At 61.8% G+C, this 17,286-nt stretch carries 17 protein-coding genes; all 17 read right to left on the bottom strand.

The genetic code is table 11. From position 1 onward, the window contains the following. Positions 1-9: 9 nt before the first annotated feature. Entirely contained in the window at positions 10-1,032 is a 1,023-nt protein-coding gene (locus ACV959_RS04420) for a FliG C-terminal domain-containing protein (RefSeq protein ID WP_475738705.1), read from the bottom strand. 14 nt (positions 1,033-1,046) lie between these two features. Further along, positions 1,047-1,403, bottom strand: coding sequence for a flagellar motor switch protein FliN (gene fliN, locus ACV959_RS04415; protein ID WP_475738704.1), 357 nt, complete (start codon positions 1,401-1,403; stop codon positions 1,047-1,049). Positions 1,404-1,427: 24 nt separating this feature from the next. Continuing rightward, on the bottom strand, positions 1,428-2,369 hold the full coding sequence (locus tag ACV959_RS04410) for a FliM/FliN family flagellar motor switch protein (RefSeq protein WP_475738703.1): 942 nt from the start codon (positions 2,367-2,369) through the stop codon (positions 1,428-1,430). After that, a complete protein-coding gene (motA, locus tag ACV959_RS04405) occupies positions 2,366-3,241 on the bottom strand; it encodes a flagellar motor stator protein MotA (protein ID WP_475738702.1) in 876 nt (291 codons plus the stop codon). Before motA ends, ACV959_RS04410 begins: the two co-directional genes overlap by 4 nt. 74 nt (positions 3,242-3,315) lie before the next feature. Then, a complete protein-coding gene (locus tag ACV959_RS04400; RefSeq protein WP_475738701.1) occupies positions 3,316-3,786 on the bottom strand; it encodes a transglycosylase SLT domain-containing protein in 471 nt (156 codons plus the stop codon). A 37-nt stretch (positions 3,787-3,823) separates the two neighbouring features. Next, entirely contained in the window at positions 3,824-4,867 is a 1,044-nt protein-coding gene (gene fliK, locus ACV959_RS04395) for a flagellar hook-length control protein FliK (protein ID WP_475738700.1), read from the bottom strand. After that, entirely contained in the window at positions 4,864-6,003 is a 1,140-nt protein-coding gene (locus ACV959_RS04390) for a hypothetical protein (protein ID WP_475738699.1), read from the bottom strand. The genes fliK and ACV959_RS04390 overlap by 4 nt, the downstream gene beginning before the upstream one ends. Continuing rightward, complete coding sequence (locus ACV959_RS04385; protein ID WP_475738698.1) at positions 6,000-6,974, bottom strand: flagellar motor protein MotB; 975 nt, start codon at positions 6,972-6,974, stop codon at positions 6,000-6,002. The genes ACV959_RS04390 and ACV959_RS04385 overlap by 4 nt, the downstream gene beginning before the upstream one ends. Next, positions 6,971-7,576: a hypothetical protein gene (locus ACV959_RS04380; RefSeq protein ID WP_475738697.1), complete on the bottom strand. Its 606-nt coding sequence runs from the start codon at positions 7,574-7,576 to the stop codon at positions 6,971-6,973. Before ACV959_RS04380 ends, ACV959_RS04385 begins: the two co-directional genes overlap by 4 nt. A gap of 7 nt (positions 7,577-7,583) precedes the next feature. After that, positions 7,584-9,212, bottom strand: a complete 1,629-nt coding sequence (gene fliF, locus ACV959_RS04375; RefSeq protein ID WP_475739585.1) for a flagellar basal-body MS-ring/collar protein FliF — start codon at positions 9,210-9,212, stop codon at positions 7,584-7,586. A 289-nt stretch (positions 9,213-9,501) separates the two neighbouring features. Further along, a complete protein-coding gene (locus ACV959_RS04370) occupies positions 9,502-10,389 on the bottom strand; it encodes a flagellin (RefSeq protein ID WP_475738696.1) in 888 nt (295 codons plus the stop codon). A 235-nt stretch (positions 10,390-10,624) separates the two neighbouring features. Beyond that, positions 10,625-11,134 carry a YchJ family protein gene (locus ACV959_RS04365; protein ID WP_475738695.1) on the bottom strand — a complete coding sequence of 170 codons (510 nt, stop codon included), beginning with the start codon at positions 11,132-11,134 and terminating at the stop codon, positions 10,625-10,627. 145 nt (positions 11,135-11,279) lie between these two features. After that, positions 11,280-11,516, bottom strand: coding sequence for a formate dehydrogenase subunit delta (locus tag ACV959_RS04360; RefSeq protein ID WP_475738694.1), 237 nt, complete (start codon positions 11,514-11,516; stop codon positions 11,280-11,282). Then, on the bottom strand, positions 11,506-12,333 hold the full coding sequence (gene fdhD / locus ACV959_RS04355; RefSeq protein ID WP_475738693.1) for a formate dehydrogenase accessory sulfurtransferase FdhD: 828 nt from the start codon (positions 12,331-12,333) through the stop codon (positions 11,506-11,508). Before fdhD ends, ACV959_RS04360 begins: the two co-directional genes overlap by 11 nt. Next, positions 12,330-15,209 carry a formate dehydrogenase subunit alpha gene (gene fdhF / locus ACV959_RS04350; protein ID WP_475738692.1) on the bottom strand — a complete coding sequence of 960 codons (2,880 nt, stop codon included), beginning with the start codon at positions 15,207-15,209 and terminating at the stop codon, positions 12,330-12,332. The genes fdhD and fdhF overlap by 4 nt, the downstream gene beginning before the upstream one ends. 10 nt (positions 15,210-15,219) lie before the next feature. Next, positions 15,220-16,770, bottom strand: coding sequence for a formate dehydrogenase beta subunit (locus ACV959_RS04345; protein ID WP_475738691.1), 1,551 nt, complete (start codon positions 16,768-16,770; stop codon positions 15,220-15,222). Then, complete coding sequence (locus ACV959_RS04340) at positions 16,767-17,243, bottom strand: formate dehydrogenase subunit gamma (protein WP_475738690.1); 477 nt, start codon at positions 17,241-17,243, stop codon at positions 16,767-16,769. Before ACV959_RS04340 ends, ACV959_RS04345 begins: the two co-directional genes overlap by 4 nt. Positions 17,244-17,286: the final 43 nt, after the last annotated feature.

Below are 17,286 nucleotides of genomic sequence, written 5' to 3'. Positions count from 1 at the left end.
GGCGTTTCCTCAGCCAACCAATTGCGGGTCATCGCCAGCGAGTTCGATGAGTCCCTGATCCGCCAGCCGCAAGACGAGATTGGCGATCTCGCGCTGCGCTGCGACGACTTCCTGGCGCGACGGTTCGGCCGGCGACGCGAGCTCAGCCTCAACCATGCGCCGCGTCCGCGCCGAAAGGCATGGCAATACCGCATCCCGCACAGCCGCCTCGGCGCCTCTCAACGCCAAAATCACTCGATCGGTCGGCGCCTGATCGAAAATGATCAGCCGCGCGCGCTGTCCGAGCTTTACAATGTCCTCGAAAGAGAAGATCAAGGATTTCAATTGAGCGGCGAGAAGCGGCTCGCTCTGTGCGATTCCATCGAGAATTTCGTTGACCTGTTCGCGTTCGAGTTGATTGACGATGCCGGCGACTCGCGCGCTGATTTCTTTCGACGATGGCGTCGCCGCAGACGCACAAAAATCTTCCTGCAGGGCGTCTTCGATCACCCTTAGCACCGGCTCGGCAAGCGGTCGCGAGATCAGCATCCGCCGCATCGAGTCGGCCCGCAAGGCCGCCGGCGCAAGCGCGAGCACTTTCGCAGCCAAGGCGGAATCGAGTCTGCCCAAGATTACGGCGACGGTCTGCGGATGCTCCTTGACGAGATAATCCGCCAAGGTTTTTTCCGGCATCGCGGCAATGCGGCGCCAGAAGAACTGGTTCGAACGGCCTCCTACCTCCGACATGATGTCCGCAACCTGCTCCTCGGGCAGCACACCCGCTATGAGATTCTCCGCTTGCGCGACGCCCCCGACTAGGTCGATCTCGCCGTCGGAAATCTCCTCGATCAGCCCGTTGTAGAGTTGCTCGAGGCGCGCGGCGGGAATGGCGCCGAGGCTAGCCGCCACTCGCGCGATCCGCCGTAAGTCCTGCTGATCGAAGTGTTTCAATATTCGGCTCGAAGCCTCCCGATCGAGCCCCAGCAGCACGGCGGCGACCTTTTCGGCGCCGCCAAGAGGCCGGCCCTCATCGAGCGAAACGAGAGTCGTCATAGCCCCTCGTTCGGCTAGCTCCGGGACTCATTCTGCGCGTCGCAGATTTCCGTGAGCGACACGCCAAACCTGGCGCCGTCCTCTTCCACGACCACGACCTCGCCGCGTGCGATCGTTCGGCCGTTGACAACGACATCGACGGGATCTCCTACGCGGTGATCGAGCGGAACGACAGCCCCTCGGCCAAGTTTCATCAGCGTAGAAACAGGAAGCGTCGCCGAGCCGACGACGACCTGCACCACGACGGGAATGCGCATGATCGAGTCGACGCGCACCGACTGCGGGCGTTCGCCATCCCGTCCCTTGTCTTCCTTCCCAATGGCGCGCCGCGTCTGGTCACCCCGCTCGCGCCCGATCTCGACATTGCTCATGGCGACTAGTTCCTCTGCGTCGCTTCATACGCCCAGAATGTTCTCGATGAAAGACTGACGTTCGTCCGAAAATTCCTCGATCCGCACGGTGTAGAAACCGTCCTTCTGACCGAGCGTGCACCAGAAGAGCGTTGCGTCTTCCGACGTCACCCTTATGAGACCGTCCGGAGCGACGGGCAGACGCAACACGTCTCCGACGGCAAGACGGGAAATCTCTCCCAACGTCAGTCCGCGAGCTTCGAGTTTCAGATCGATCCTCACTTCGGTTCGCACGATCTGTTCGTAAAGACGCTCGGCCCAATGCTCGTCGCGCGCCTTTCCCTCCGCCCCCGGCATCCGTGCAAGCGCCGTCGCAAAAGGATCTAGCGCCGAGCGCGGCATCAGAACCGAGAGCCTTCCCTGCCTCTCCAGAGCCTGGAAACCGATCACCGCCGAAATCACGACTTCCGTCTTTTGACCAAGCGCTCCGAGGCCAGATTCTTCCGCGAGCGGATCCCTCTCGAAGGCGACCAGCGTGAGCGACGACAGCGCCTCCGCAAGTTCCTTCAGAAATCGCCCCACCGCGAATTCCGCCAGCCGCTTCTCCAGCTTCGTCGGTCTCCGGTCCGTCGCATGATCGACCATTCCCGATCCGAGCAAGACCTCGACGACGACGCGCCACATGGCGTCGTCCATCGCCGCCGCAATATTCGCGTCGAGCCCGATCGCCCGAAAGACGAAAATCGGCCTGCCTTCATCGTCGGCCCCTGCAAGATCGAGCAGACGAGACACTTCCAAACGTTCAAGGTAAAAATCGACCGGAATTTCTGTGTAGGCGGCAAAGGCGCGGGTCGCGCGCGATGCGCTTTCCTCGAAGATCAGCGTGAGCGCCGGCATCCTATCGAGCGCAGCCTCGCTGACGGAGACCAAGGGTTCGTCACGAACCGCGAATCTTTCCTCGCTCGAGTGGTCCTCTTCCGCAGTCATGCCGCCTCCGCCATCGGCGCCCCGCCATTCAGCGTTTCGTTTTCTACTTCATCGATCGACGGACGCTCGTGCGCGGGAATCGACTTTCGACCGTGCTCGACCGCGACCTGCGGCAGGGCGCCGTTCATAAAGGCCAGCAGCGTCTGCTTGATGATCAGATAGACGTGGCACTCCTTGCTGCGCGCGACTTTCACCTTATAGGCAAGAGGCGTCATGATCCCGTAGGAAACAAAGATGCCTGCAAACGTCCCCACCATCGCAGCGCCGATCAAGCCGCCGAGGAGTTCCGGCGACTGATCCAGAGCGCCCATCGCCTTGATCACGCCGAGCACCGCAGCGACAATGCCGAGCGCCGGCAAGCCATCGCCGACCGCGGTGAGCGCATGGTAGGGCTTCAGTTTGTCGTGCTTGATCTCCGCCATCTCCTCGTCCATCAGACTTTCGATCTCGAATGTCTTCACATTGCCGATCATGTAAAGACGGCAATAGTCGCAGATAAAGGTGGTGATCTCGGCATTCTTTAGAACATTCGGAAACGCTGCGAACAGGGGCGACTCCGCCGGCTGCTCGATGTGCGCCTCGACCTCGGCTCGCGACTTGCTGCGCAACTCGCGCATCAATGCGTGCAACAGACCGAGTATATCAAGATAATCGCGGCGCTTGGGCGTCTTCTCGAGAATCGCCTGCAGGAGCGCCTTTCCCGTATCCTTGATGACCTTGGTCGGATTCGCGACAATGAAGGTGCCGAGCGCCGAGCCCATGATAATGACGAACTCCCAGGGCTGCCAGAGAACGACAAGATGCCCGCCGAGCGCGGCGAAACCGCCCAGCATGCAGCCCATTGTGACGACCAATCCAATGACGAAGCTCATTTCATCACGCTCGCAGGTTCATGCCGACAAGCTCTGGTTAAGCTATGGGACTTGCGCGAGACTGAAGTGCGCCCTCAAACCCGACAGAAACGCGCCGACTCCGTCGTCCAGGCGCCAAAGCCGCTCGCGACCATGTTTCGAATGACCGCGCACACGTAGCTGCGCTGGGCCGGCGGATTGCCTGGGCCGGCGTGATAGCGCGCCACCGCGCCTGTCCAGGATCCTTCGCTGTTGCGCAGCGCTTTTAGGAACTTCGCCGCGTAATCGACATTTTGCGCAGGCTCGAACATGTCTTCGACAGAAGAAAATTTTCTACCATGATAGTGATGGTTGATTTGCATGCAACCGATGTCGATGAGCTTGATTCCACGCCGACGCGCGTCGTCGAATGTCGCGACGGCTTCCTGTAGCGTCGCATTGAAAGAGGGTCGTCCGTGAATGTTCATCGCGAAGGCGTTCAAAGCGCCACGCTGTCCGGTTTCCGTGAGAGCAACTGCGTAAAGAACGGCCACCGGCACCGCGTTTTCGCGGGCTGCGCGCATCATTTCCGCCTCGCATATATTTTCGCTCGCGCTTGATGGGCTAGAGAAACACGCCAGCGCGATCGCCCCTCCGATCGCCCACGCTCTCTCTCTCCGCGGTCGATTGGTGCGGGGACCGGCCGCGGTGGTTTGAATGGTTCGAACTTTCGTCATTAGCGAAATCCTGTGTCGGCGAATGATCGGAAACCGGCGGGCCGCGATCGCCGCCCCGTTGCGTGGCTTCCGCCCCAGGAACAACCGTAGCCATCTGAATATCGAGGCGACTCAAAGCGTAGCCTTGGTCCCCGATAGCTTTCGTCAGCGCCTCGCGGAGATCGTCGAGCAGAACCGCCGTCTTCGCAGCCGACGCGCTCATTTCGATTTCCACACTAGCTTGGGTCAGCCGCATCCTGACGACGATAGGACCCAAGCTCGCGGGTTCGATATCGAACTTGACGAATTTGATTGGAACGGCGCTCTTTTCCTGAATGAGCAGGTGGAAGCCGGACGCTCCCGGCGTTTCTGGAGAACCTCTGGCCATCTCCGCCAGAGAAGAAATTATCGCCGCCGGCAGATGTGTCTGAATCATGCTGACGTGGATGACGCTGGGTTGCATTGATGTGGACGGCAGCAGGGAGGGCGTATTTGCCTCTCCTGAAACTCGATCGCGATCGTCAGTTTCTGAGCCGAACAGGAGATCGGACGGGCCAGGCAAGCCTTCGATAAGCCTTCCGACCCTCGGCAAATCTTTATCCGGACTCAGCTCGCTCACGCCTCTCATCGCTTCATCGTGACCCAACATCCCAGCACAAACTGTCGTATGCTCGATTCTCTCTCGCGACCGCGAGCCGCCGACCGCCGGCCCGAATAGAGAAATCTGTATGATCGCAGGTTCTATCGGCGCCGGTGTCGCCATGCGTTCAAGAGGAACCTCCGCTCGATCGACGCCCTCATTTCTTGTTTCGGACATCACCTCGTTCGACTGTTCAAGAACCCCAGAAAAGCTGTCCGCTCTCGTCGCCGACCTGTTGTTTGGCGAAGCTTCGCCCGACGCCATCTGCGTCGGAACGAAGAATAGCGGCAATGAACCTGGCTGCTGGATCATTGGGCAGTCGCACGTTTCAAGAGCGCGTCGGTTTGCTCCAACGCCTCGCGTCCTGCAAGGATGACGCTATCGACTTGCTCCGACGCCGCATTGTCTGCCTTCTCGAGATCGAACCGCCCTCCCTCCGACGCCTTGATCCGAGCGATGACGCCCGCGACAATTCGTGCAAGCTCCTGGTCCTGGGGACTTGCACCCGCCAACATCGCCGCGTCGAGAGACGTCGCGTCGATGTCTCCAAGTGATTTTATAGCTGCGCGAAGCAACGCGACGCGCTTGCGTCCATTTGAATCGGTCGCAACTGTCTCTGCTTTAGAAAGAGCTTGGCCTGCCTTATCGAAATCGCCGGCGAGCAGCGCATTACGTGCGAGCGTCATATAAGCGTCGCGACGGAAAGCTCCCGGCGCCTTTTCCAGAATTCCGTCCAGACCGGCGACGCCTTGCCCGCTTCGGCCCGACGCCACCGTCAAATAGACGGCCTCAAACTGCTTCCAGAATCCCTCCGCGTATGGCGAAGCGCTATATTTCGCAGCATAACGGGTTGCGAGGAGTTGGAGCTTATCGCTTGATTCGACGGGATCAAGCAATGCGATCTCTCGTCTCAACGCTGCTTCTTCGACAAGAGAGCCCGGCATCAGTAGTCGCGCCAGATCCAGCAAATCAATTGCGCGCGCATCATCGGTTCCAATAAGCGACGCGCCTTGAATCAGCGCAATGTGGCCTCCGACAAGCGGAGGAAAGTCGCGAGCGTCGAAATCGAGCAGCGCCTTTCCCCGAGCATCCTGTCCTTCTGCGTATCGAAGGCTCGCATCCAACAACGTCGCCAAGCTTCCAGACGCAAAGCCCGCCTCGTATATCTCTCGCAACGGCTTCGGCGCCCCGCCGCATAGGAGATAGACGATTGCCGCCTTCATGTACCGGTCATCCATCCAACGTTCCGGCTCAACCCCTTCGACCAACATGTTTGCGCGCTCGAATTGTCGCGCCACAGCCTTCCGTGCTTCCTCATCGCCGGAGACCATGCGGTTTTGAAGAATGGTGAGATCGCGAACGATCGTCGGAAAGTCAGCGGCTACCGCGTCACCGACATAAAGCCAAAAAGCCAGAACCGCACATGCGGTCGCGACACGTCCTCTCATCCGCCGTCTCCGTGCAAGAGGATTTCAATTCGTCTGTTTACCGCCGCAAAGGGATCTTTCGAGTTTTTCGGGCGCCGATCCGCGAATCCGACGATCTTGCCAATACGCGTCGACGGCAGGCCGCCGCGCAAGAGCATGTAATTGACCATCGTCGCCCGATCAGATGACAGACGCCAGTTGTCGTAACTCTTGCTCGCATAGACGCGGGCGTCCGTATGCCCGCGCAATTCGATCTCTCCGCTTCTGCTGGCGAGAGCCTTTCCGATTTGGGCAAGAAGGCGCACAAGCTGTGGCTTCGGTTCGATCGAGCCGACGGCGAACATCGAGAAATTCGCGTCGTCGGTTAGGCTGATCAGGATGCCTTCCTCCGTCTGGCGAACCTCCACTTTTGGCGCATGGCTTTCGCGCGCCGTCATGCGCGCGATCTCCGCGGCCAATTTTGTCGCAGTGGCCGCGTTATCTCGCGACAATCCAGCTGCGCGACTTTGCGACTCAAAATTCCGGCTCGCCGCTTCGCCTTCATCTCGGTCGAAGGGGTCTCTGGTCTCCGCAGACGCCGCCGGCGGCGCTCGATCGTGGGAAGGTTGGGGCGGCGGATCTCGCTGCGCGATCTGCTCCAACGCCTTCATCGGCTCCTTGTGCAACGCCTCCTCTTTTTTCCGCTCCTGACTCTCGACAACGTTCTGGGCATCGGCTTGGTCAATCGATTGTCCTCGCCCTTTTTCCTTCGGGTCGTGAAGACCCTTGTGCGCCGGATTGGCGTCGATGAGCTGCACAGGATTGAAATATTGAACGATGGACGCTTTCGTTTCTTTCGAGGTGGAGTTGATGAGCCACATCACGAGGAAAAAGGCCATCATGGCTGTCATGAAGTCGGCGAAGGCGAGCTTCCACACGCCGCCGTGATGCTCTTCTTCGCCGTCCGACTTTTTCTTGCGGATGATAACGTGACCGCCATGATCATCGCTCATGACGGCTCGCTCCCGTCATCGGCAAGGCGCGCGATCCAGTCACGAACGCCAGTTTCTATGGTCGTCTTCGCAATCGTCATCCGTACGTCGACATCTTTGGACTCGATTATCGAAATTGCCCAATTGTCCGCCGCCAGCGCGCGCGCGACCTTTTCGATCAAATCCTTCGGGCCCGCGAGCGTGAGCGCCGGTGTGTCCTCGGAGGCGATTGCGCTTCGCGTCGCGCCGACCAGATCATCGATCGCTTTTCGCGCGATCTCCTGCGAAACGAAAGGCGCGAGAATGATCGCGAGGTCGCTACGAAGGCTTTCGAATGCGCCGTCGATCGCCTGAATGGTCCGACGCATCAGCGGTTCCGCCTGCTCCAAGGTCCACAGCTCGCGCGCGCGAGCGAGACGCCCTTCCGCGTCTGCGCGCTCCCGCGCCAGTTTCTCCGCGAATTGCGCCTCCAGATCCGCGCGCAAGAGGTCGATCTGACGGCGCAGTTCCGCTGGGTCGTCCTCTGGCGCGGGCGGCGGCAGGCTTCGATCGTCGAATATTTGCGCTGGAGTCGGCGGGGCGTCGAAACACGCAAGATAAGAGGCAACTCCGTGGATCGTCATGGGCTGATCAACTCCGCATCCACTGCTTCATGACCGCGGCGGCGTGCGCGTCGTCGCGCTCGATCAGCTGTTCCAGCTTGCGGCGAGCGACTTCCTTCGCGCTCTCCGCCGCGCTTTCGATCAACCCGTGGTTCGGGGCGGAGAGCAATGGCGCGGATGCTTCGCCGCCAACTGTGTCGAGCGGCGCTGGGTCGCTTATGCCGATGAGCGGCGGCGGCTCGCGTCTCTCTTCCACTCGTTCGGCGAGCAGGGCTCGGCGCGCCGGCGCAAGACCGAAGATGACGACGAGAGCGGCGATGCCGAGCGCAGTGAGCGCGTTGAGGATAGCCCCCAGATGGCTGCCGAGCATCGCGACGAAGCCGGGGCTCTCTACGGGGCTGATCTCATGTTCGTCGAGCAGGAAGTCGACTGCCGTCACCTTGAGAGAGTCGCCGCGTTCCTTTTTCAGACCGGCCGCGGAGGAAACGAGCTGTTCGATTTCCTTGATCTGGCGCTCCACAGCCTCCGGCTGCGGGGATGTCTTCGCATTCGGTTCCACGAATGCAGAGCGATTGATGAGAACGGCGACGGAGATATGCTCGATGTTGTATCCGCCGCTCACCGTCGTGACCGTTTTGGATGACAGCTCGTAATTTGTCAGCTCTTCGCTTTTCTTGGCTTCGTCGCTCGATTGTTTCCCATCAGCGCTCGGCGGAGGAGCCTGGGGAATGTTTTGTTGGACAGTCGTCGTCTGGGCGTTGGTGCTATTCTGCGACTGCGACGTCTCCTTCACAGTGCGAACAGAGCGCTCCACGCGCGACTCTGGATCATAGATCGTCTCGTTCGTCTGCTTGCGGTCCGTATTCACGCGAGCGCGAACGCTTACCTGGAAATTTGGCAATCGGAGATAGGGCGTGAGCGTGCGGCGGATGTTTTCCTGAATATCCTTCGCAAGGTTTTTTTCCAGGGTCAGGGTTTTCACCGGCGCGGCGTCCGCCGCATCGCCATCGGACGACGATAGAATCATCCCGTCCGTATTCAGCACCGTGACCTGGTCGACTGTCATGCCGGGGAGCGAGGACGCGACGAGATGACGGATCGCCTGCGCCGCGCTCGAATCGTCCGGCCCCTCGGTACGGATGACGACGGATGCGGACGGCGGTTGCTTCGGGCGGCGGAAAGAACCTTCATCCGGCATGACGATGTGCACTCGCGCCGCCTTGACGCCGCGGATCAACTGGATCGTGCGCGCGAGTTCACCCTCGAGAGCTCGCACGCGCGTCACTTCCTGCATGAAGGATGTCAGGCCCAATGCGCCAACTTTGTCGAACAATTCGTATCCGGCGTTGGCGCTCTGCGGCAGGCCGCGTTCGGCAAGTAGCATGCGCGCCTGTGCGGTCTGTCCGTAAGGAACGGATACCGCATTGCCTTCGGGATTGATGTCGAAGACGATGCCGGTCGATTTGAGTACGGCCCCGATGCGGCTCACGTCCTCGCGGTCGAGACCGGCGTAAAGAATTTCGAATGTCGGGCGCGACAGATAATAGGCGGCGAGGGAGACCAGGCCAACGACCAGCGCGAAGGTCATGGCGAGGGCGGCGAGCTTGCGTCCGCCGAGAGCTTTCAGATTTTCGAGAAGCAGCGTGATGCGGTCCATGGCGAATGCGGCGTTCCGTGACGACTCTTCCGCCCTACAGTCGTCGTCGCGCCTTGCGCGAGCGTTGCGCGGCTTGCGCAATTTTATTTCTTAACAAATAGTTAAGATTCATCCTTGGCGAGCGCGATTTCCACGCACAAGGAACGATGCAAGCGACATGAGATCGCGCCACATCAAAAAGCAGGGGCGCATAATGAGCGCAAACATCTTTCGCCTTTAGCGGAATGCGCCCCGACGAGAAGAGGCCGCGCCTCGCGCGACGCGGCCCCCGGATCATACTGGCTGGAAGTTACTGGAAGAGCTTCAGGATCATCTGCGCGTTCTGATTGGCGATCGACAGCGCCTGGACGCCGAGCTGCTGCTGCGTCTGCAACGCCTGAAGACGGGTCGATGCCTCATTCATGTCTGCGTCGACGAGCGACGACACGCCGGTGGTCAGCGCTTCGTTCATCGTCTTGATGAATTCGTTCTGGGCTTTGACGCGCGCCATTGTCGCGCCGATCTCGGAAGCATAGGTCGTCAGATCGGCAATCGCCTTGTCAGCGTTCGACAGCGTATCCGCGATTGTTCCCGCGGCGAGATCGCCTGCGACGAGCGCCGTGAAATTCGTCGCCGCGGTGGAGCCCGTCGCCTGCGCCGCTTCGAGAATGCCCGTGCCGCCGGTGTTGGTCAGGTCCGTCACGGCAAGATCGATCGTGCCAACGACCGAGGCGGCCGCGCCGCCGCCGTTATTGTAAGACGCGATGAATTTCACTGGACTGGTGAGGGAGCCGTCCGTGACATTGAGCCCGGTGAAGGTCGCCGAAGAAACGATGCTCGTGAGTTGTTTGCCAAGCTCCTGAAGGCTCGTGAGGATCTTCGCCTGATCGGCGCCCGGCTGTTGGGCCTGCGCCACGGCGTTCTTGATGTCGTTCATCACCGTGATCGCGCTTTTTACGGCTGCGGTCGCGACATTGAGAACGGATTGCGCGCCGGACAGCGAGTCGCTGATCGTGGAAAGCACGCCTTTGTCGGACTTCATCGCCTCGGCGATTGCCCAGGTCGAAGCGTTGTCGGCGGCGCTGGAGATTTTCAGACCCGTCGAAATCTCTTTCTGCGTCGTGTTCAACGCGGATTGCGTCATGCGCAGCGACTGCAGGGCGGTAATGGCGGAGGGGTTCACAAGAATGCTAGACATGTTTCGTCGATCCCTTTTTTGACTTTGGAGTTTTCAAGGGACATACCGGGGTCGCACCGGCTCGACGGAGGAGGCGTCATGCCACGGGCGAACTGCCCGTCCGAAGCTATCGTCGACGGGATCGATCAATTTTGCGATCACTGTCGTCGACGTTGCGACCTTACATCAAGTCGCGTCGTTGCGAAGAACAATGCCGCAACGCGCTTAACGATCGCTTAAAGCGCCCCGGGGCGCTTTATGCGGCCGCTCCGCAGCACTTCTTGTATTTCTTGCCGGAGCCGCAGGGGCAGGGATCGTTGCGCCCGGGCTGGGCGCCTTTTACGATCGGCGCATTCTTTCGATTGGCCTCTTCCTGGAAATACCAGCGCCCGTCGAGCTTCCGGAACAGCGAGCGCTCGCGATGCGCATAGCTTTGGCCCTCGTTGACGAAGCTCGCGACGAATTCGACATGGCCGCTGTCGTCTGCTTCGAGGCCCTGCTCTGTCGAAAGGACGTCGAGTCCGAGCCACTGCGACTGACGAGACCAGTGCGTGATCGCCTTGCGGTCGAAATCGTCACGGGCGCCGGGCGCGAGCGTATCGTGAAGATAGTCGATGTCGCCGCGCACAAAGGCCGTATAGCGCGAGCGCATGAGCGCCTCGGCCGTCGGCGGCGCCTTGCCCTCTTCGAGAAAGGGCTTGCAGCAGTCCGCATAGGCGCGCTTGTCGCTATCGGTCACGCGGCAGGGGCAGGTCGCGTCGGTCATGCTCTCGGCTCTCGTGAATCAGTTTTTTCGCTGGACAGACCTATGCGACGGCGCGGGGCGCGTCCAATGCTTTCGGACCCTGAAAAACCGAAAAGCGGCCCGCATGACGCCGGACCGCTTTTCGCTGGTTCGGAGATGCAGCCGCTCAGGCCGCGCCCTTGGCTTTTTCCGCGTCGAGAATCTTGACGGCCTCGATCGCGATCGGATCGAGGCCCGCGCCGCCGTGTTTGACATGTTCGCAGATCGTCTCGCGCATATGGGGGGCCCAGAACTTGCGCAGATGCTCCGCCATGCCGGCCGCGGCGCCGGTTTTCTGGGGGGCGAAAAACGCGCCGATCTGATTGGCCATCTTCACGAGCTTCTCAACTGAATCATGCGACATGTGCGGAAACCTGTTCGAGGATGCGTCCTGGATGGGTGAAGACTTCGAAGTCGCGGCCCCTCATCACGGCCACGAGCGTCATACCGCATTTTTCGGCGCTGCGAACCGCCAATGCGGTCGGCGCCGAGACCGCCGCGATGATCGGCGCGCCGATCCGCGCGGCTTTTTGCACGAGTTCGACGGAGATGCGGCTCGTCATCAGCACCACGCCCTGCGAGGCGGCGATCCCCTGGCGCGCGAGCGCGCCGGCGAGCTTGTCGAGAGCATTGTGGCGGCCCACGTCCTCGCGCACGATCAGGGCGCCGGACGGAGGGTTCCAGAAGGCGGCGGCGTGAACGGCGCGCGTCTCCTGATTTATCTTCTGCATGGCCGGAAGGCGATCCATGGCGTCGATCAGGGCTTCCGCCGCCACAGTGAGCGAATTGTCGAGCGTCGGCAATTGGCGCGTCGCGGCTTCGAGACTTTCGATGCCGCAAAGGCCGCAACCGGTCGGCCCGGCCATCGAACGCCTGCGTTGGGCGTAGGCCTCCTGACGCCCGCCGCCGAGCCAGGTTCGCAATTCCACGCCGGCGTCTGAAGAAATGATTTCCACGTCCCCCGCGTCCCGGGGCGCGTCGACCAAACCTTCGGTGAGGGCGAACCCCACTGCGAAATCTTCGAGGTCGGCGGGGGTCGCCATCATCACCGCATGCGTCGACCCGCCATAGGTGAAGGCGATCGGCGTCTCCTCGGGGATTACGCGAGAAGAACGCGCCGTCACATCGTGACGGCGCGCCTGGCAATCTACTCGAAGAGTCGGCGACGGAACGTCGGTCATTCCGCCGCGTCGATCGTGCTCGCAACCCGCCGGGCTTGTTCGGACAGATGGCGATACTTCTCCTGCCACTCGGTCGGGCCGTTTGAGGGGGAAACCTGCACGGCGGTGACCTTGTATTCAGGACAGTTGGTGGCCCAGTCCGAATTGTCGGTGGTGACGACATTGGCCTGGGTCATGGGGTGATGGAAGGTCGTGTAGACGACGCCCGGCGCCACGCGGTCCGTAACCTTGGCGCGCAGCGACGTTTCGCCGGCGCGGCTCTGGACGCGCACCCAGTCGCCGTCGCGCACCCCGCGCTCCTCCGCGTCATGCGGATGGATTTCCAGCACATCTTCTTCGTGCCAGCGGCTGTTTTCGGTGCGACGGGTCTGCGCGCCGACGTTGTACTGCGACAGGATGCGGCCCGTCGTCAGCAGCAGCGGGAAGCGCGGCCCGACCTTCTCGTCCGTGGGCACATATTCCGTGATCACGAACTTGCCCTTGCCGCGCGCGAAGCCGTCGATGTGCATGATTGGCATGCCATCGGGGGCCTCGTCGTTGCACGGCCACTGAACGGAGCCGACCTCGTCGAGTTTTTCGTAGGAGACGCCGCGGAAGGACGGAGTCAGCCGCGCGATCTCGTCCATGATCTCGGACGGATTGCGGTAGTTCCAGCTCATGCCAAGCTTTTTGGCGAGCAACTGGGTGATTTCCCAGTCGCCGTAGCCGTTCTTCGGCGTCATCACCTTGCGAATGCGCTGGATGCGGCGCTCCGCATTGGTGAATGTGCCGTCCTTCTCGAGGAAGGAGGAGCCCGGCAGGAAGACGTGCGCGTAGTGCGCCGACTCGACCAGGAAGAGATCCTGAACGATCACGATCTCCATATTGGCGAGAGCCGCCGAAACATGGCGCGTGTCGGGGTCGGACTGCAAAATGTCCTCGCCCTGCAGATAAAGACCCTTGAACCGGCCTTCGATCGCCGCGTCGAACATGTTCGGGATGCGCAGGCCGGGCTCCGGATCGAGCTTGACGCCCCAGTCCGTCTCGAAGACGGCGCGCGCAGCCTCGCCCGAGATGTGCTGGTAGCCCGGCAACTCGTGCGGGAACGAGCCCATGTCGCAGGAGCCCTGCACGTTGTTCTGCCCGCGCAACGGGTTCACGCCCACGCCGCGACGGCCCAGATTTCCGGTCGCCATGGCGAGGTTGGCGATGCCCATGACGGTGGTGGAGCCTTGCGAATGCTCCGTGACGCCGAGGCCGTAGTAGATCGCGGCGTTGCCGCCCGTGGCGTAGAGCCGCGCGGCGCCGCGGATGTCTTCCGCCTTCACGCCGAGCGTCGCTTCGAGCGCTTCGGGACTGTTGCGGTCCTGCGCGACAAAGTCGGCCCAGGCCTGGAACTCGTCCCAGTCGCAGCGATGGCGCACGAAGGACTCGTTCACAAGGCCTTCCTTAACGATGACGTGGGCGAGCGCCGTGACCATCGCGACATTGGTGCCGGGCTGAAGCGCCAGATGATAGTCCGCCTCAATGTGGGGCGAACGCACGAGGTCGATGCGGCGCGGATCGATCACGATCAGCTTGGCGCCCTCGCGCAGGCGCTTCTTCATGCGCGAGCCGAACACCGGATGGGCGTCGGTCGGATTGGCCCCGATGACAAGGATGACGTCGGCTTCATCGACCGAGTCGAAATCCTGCGTGCCGGCCGAGGTGCCGAAAGCCTGATTAAGACCGTAACCCGTCGGCGAATGGCAGACGCGGGCGCAAGTGTCGACATTGTTGTTGCCGAAGCCGGCGCGCACGAGCTTCTGAACAAGATAGGTTTCTTCGTTCGTGCAACGCGAGGATGTGATGGCGCCGACGGAGCCGCGGCCGTATTTCTCCTGCACCGCCTTGAGCCGATCGGCGGCGAAGGTCAGCGCCTCGTCCCAGGAGACGACGCGCCAGGGCTGGTCGATCGACTCGCGGATCATCGGGTCGAGCACGCGGTCGCCGTGATGCGCGTAGCCATAGGCGAAGCGGCCCTTGATGCAGCTGTGGCCGTGATTGGCCTTGCCGTCCTTCCAGGGAACCATGCGAACGACTTCCTCACCGCGCATTTCCGCCTTGAAGGTGCAGCCGACGCCGCAATAGGCGCAGGTCGTGACTTCGCTGTGCTCCGGCTGGCCGATGGCGATGACCGACTTCTCGATGAGCGTCGCCGTCGGGCAGGCCTGCACGCAGGCGCCGCAGGAGACGCACTCCGACTCCATGAACGCTTCGTCCATGCCGGCGGAGACGCGACTGTCGAACCCGCGGCCAGAAATGGTCAGCGCGAAAGTGCCCTGCACTTCCTCGCAGGCGCGCACGCAGCGGTTACAGACAATGCACTTCGACGGGTCGTAGGTGAAATAGGGATTCGACTCGTCCTTCGGCTTCCATGCGAAATTCGCTTCGCCATTATTGCGGGCGAAAACGTGATTCGCGCCATCATAGCCGTAACGCACGTCGCGCAGGCCAACAGCGCCTGCCATGTCCTGCAGTTCGCAGTCGCCGTTCGCCGCGCAGGTGAGGCAGTCGAGCGGATGGTCAGAGATATAAAGCTCCATCACGCCGCGACGGATGGCGGCGAGACGCGGCGTCTGGGTCTTGACCGAGATGCCCGGCGCGACCGGCGTGGTGCAGGAGGCGGGCGTGCCGTTGCGGCCCTCGACCTCGATGACGCACAGGCGGCACGAGCCGAAGGCCTTGATGCTGTCGGTGGCGCAAAGCTTCGGGATCTCGGTGCCGATCTCCATCGCCGCGCGCATGATGGAGGTGCCCTCGGGCACCGTGACGCTCTTCCCGTCGATGGTCAGGGTGACCATGTTCTCGGATTTAGACTCCGGCGTCCCGTAATCGGTCTCTTTGATAAGCGTCATGGCGGCTACCTCACTCGGCGGCTTCAAGGGCCGGCTTGCGGAAGTCCTCGGGGAAATGACGTAGGGCGCTCTCGACCGGATAGGGCGCGAACCCGCCCAAAGCGCAGAGGGAGCCGAACTTCATCGTGTGGCACAGGTCCTTGAGAAGCTCGATGTTCTTCTCGACGTCCTGGCCCTTGCGGATCTTGTCGATCGTCTCGACGCCGCGAGTCGAACCGATGCGGCAGGGGGTGCATTTTCCGCAGCTTTCGATGGCGCAGAATTCCATGCCGAAGCGCGCCATCCACGCCATGTCGACCGTGTCGTCAAAAACGACCAGGCCGCCGTGGCCGATGAGGCTGTCTTTGGCGGCGAAGGCCTCGTAATCGATCGGAAGGTCGAACAGCGACACGGGCACATAGGCGCCGAGCGGACCGCCGACCTGAACCGCCTTCACGGGACGTCCCGTGCGCGTGCCGCCGGCGATGTCGTTGACGATCACGCCAAGCGGAATGCCGAAATCGGTCTCGAACAGGCCGCCATATTTCACATTGCCCGCGATCTGGAGCGGCATGGTGCCGCGCGAGCGGCCGACGCCGAGATCGGCGTAATGCTTTGCGCCTTTCTCCATGATCATCGGAACGGTCGCCATGGAGAGGACGTTGTTGATCACCGTGGGCTTGCCGAAAAGGCCGACATGCGCCGGCAGCGGCGGCTTGGCGCGCACGATGCCGCGCTTGCCCTCGAGCGATTCGAGCAGCGAGGTCTCCTCGCCGCAGACATAGGCGCCCGCGCCGACGCGCAGTTCGACGTCGAAGCCGAAACCGGAGCCCTTGATGTTGTCGCCGAGCCAGCCGGCCGCGCGCGCCTTCTCGATCGCCGCCTGAAAGACCTTGGCCGCGACCGGATATTCAGAGCGCAGATAAACGTAGCCCTTGGAGGCGCCGACGGCGTAGCCGCAGATGATCATGCCTTCGATCAGCGAGAGCGGATCGCCCTCCATGATCATGCGGTCCGCGAACGTGCCCGAGTCGCCCTCGTCCGCGTTGACGACCACATATTTCTGGCCAGGCGCGCAGTCGGCGACCGTTTTCCATTTGACGCCGGTTGGAAAACCCGCGCCGCCGCGGCCGCGCAGGCCAGACTTCGTGACTTCTTCGACGACGGCGGCGGGGCCGACCTCGAAGGCGCGCGCGAGGCCCTTGAACCCGTCATGCGTCTCGTATTCGGCGACGGAGAGCGGATCGATGACGCCGCAGCGCACGAAGGTGACGCGGTTCTGGCGCTTCATCCAGGGATGTTCGTCGACGACCCCGATGTTCAGCGGATGGGCGCCGCCCGTCAGGAAGCCGGCGTCGAAAAGCGATGCGACATCCTTGACCTTGGCGGGCCCATAACCGACACGGCCCGCGGGAGTCTCCACCTCGATCAGGGGCTCTAGCCAGAGCATTCCACGCGAGCCGTTTCTCACGATCTCGACTTGCTGGCCGCGGGCGGCGGCCTCCTTGGCGACGGCGGCTGCGAGGCGGTCGGCGCCCATCGCCATGGCGGCCATATCCAGGGGGATGTAAATCTTGGTCATTTGCCCTTCGCCTCCGCGACGATTCCGTCGAGCGTTTCGGCGTCGACCATTCCGATGGGCTCCTCGTCATAGAGGGCCGAGGGGCTGTGCGCGCAGAGACCTAGGCAATAAACGGGCTCGACCGTCAGCGAGCCGTCGGGGGTGGTCTGACCCCATTCCAGTTTGTGGCGGGCCAGGAATTCATTGGCCTGTTTTTCGGCGCCCATCGACTGGCACGATTCGGCGCGGCAGATTTTCAGCGTGTGACGTCCGTGCGGGGCGCTGTGAAAATCATGGTAGAATGTCACAACGCCATGCATTTCGGCGCGGCTGACGTTCAGCGCATTCGCCATTTCCTTCACCGCGGCTTCGGGAACGCATCCGAATTCCGCCTGAAGCGCGTGCAAAATGGGCAGAGCGGGGCCTTCGAGACCCATATGGGCCGCAATAATTTCCCGCGCCCGCTCATCGCTATAAGGAGCAGCGCCAGCCATTTCTTCCCTTCCAGCGTTGGGGCGTCGAGCTCAAGACAAGCGC

Source organism: Methylocystis sp. Se48, assembly GCF_056269425.1.
The sequence above is the reverse complement of the archived record's forward strand: the minus strand, read 5'-3'. Positions and strand labels throughout refer to the sequence as shown.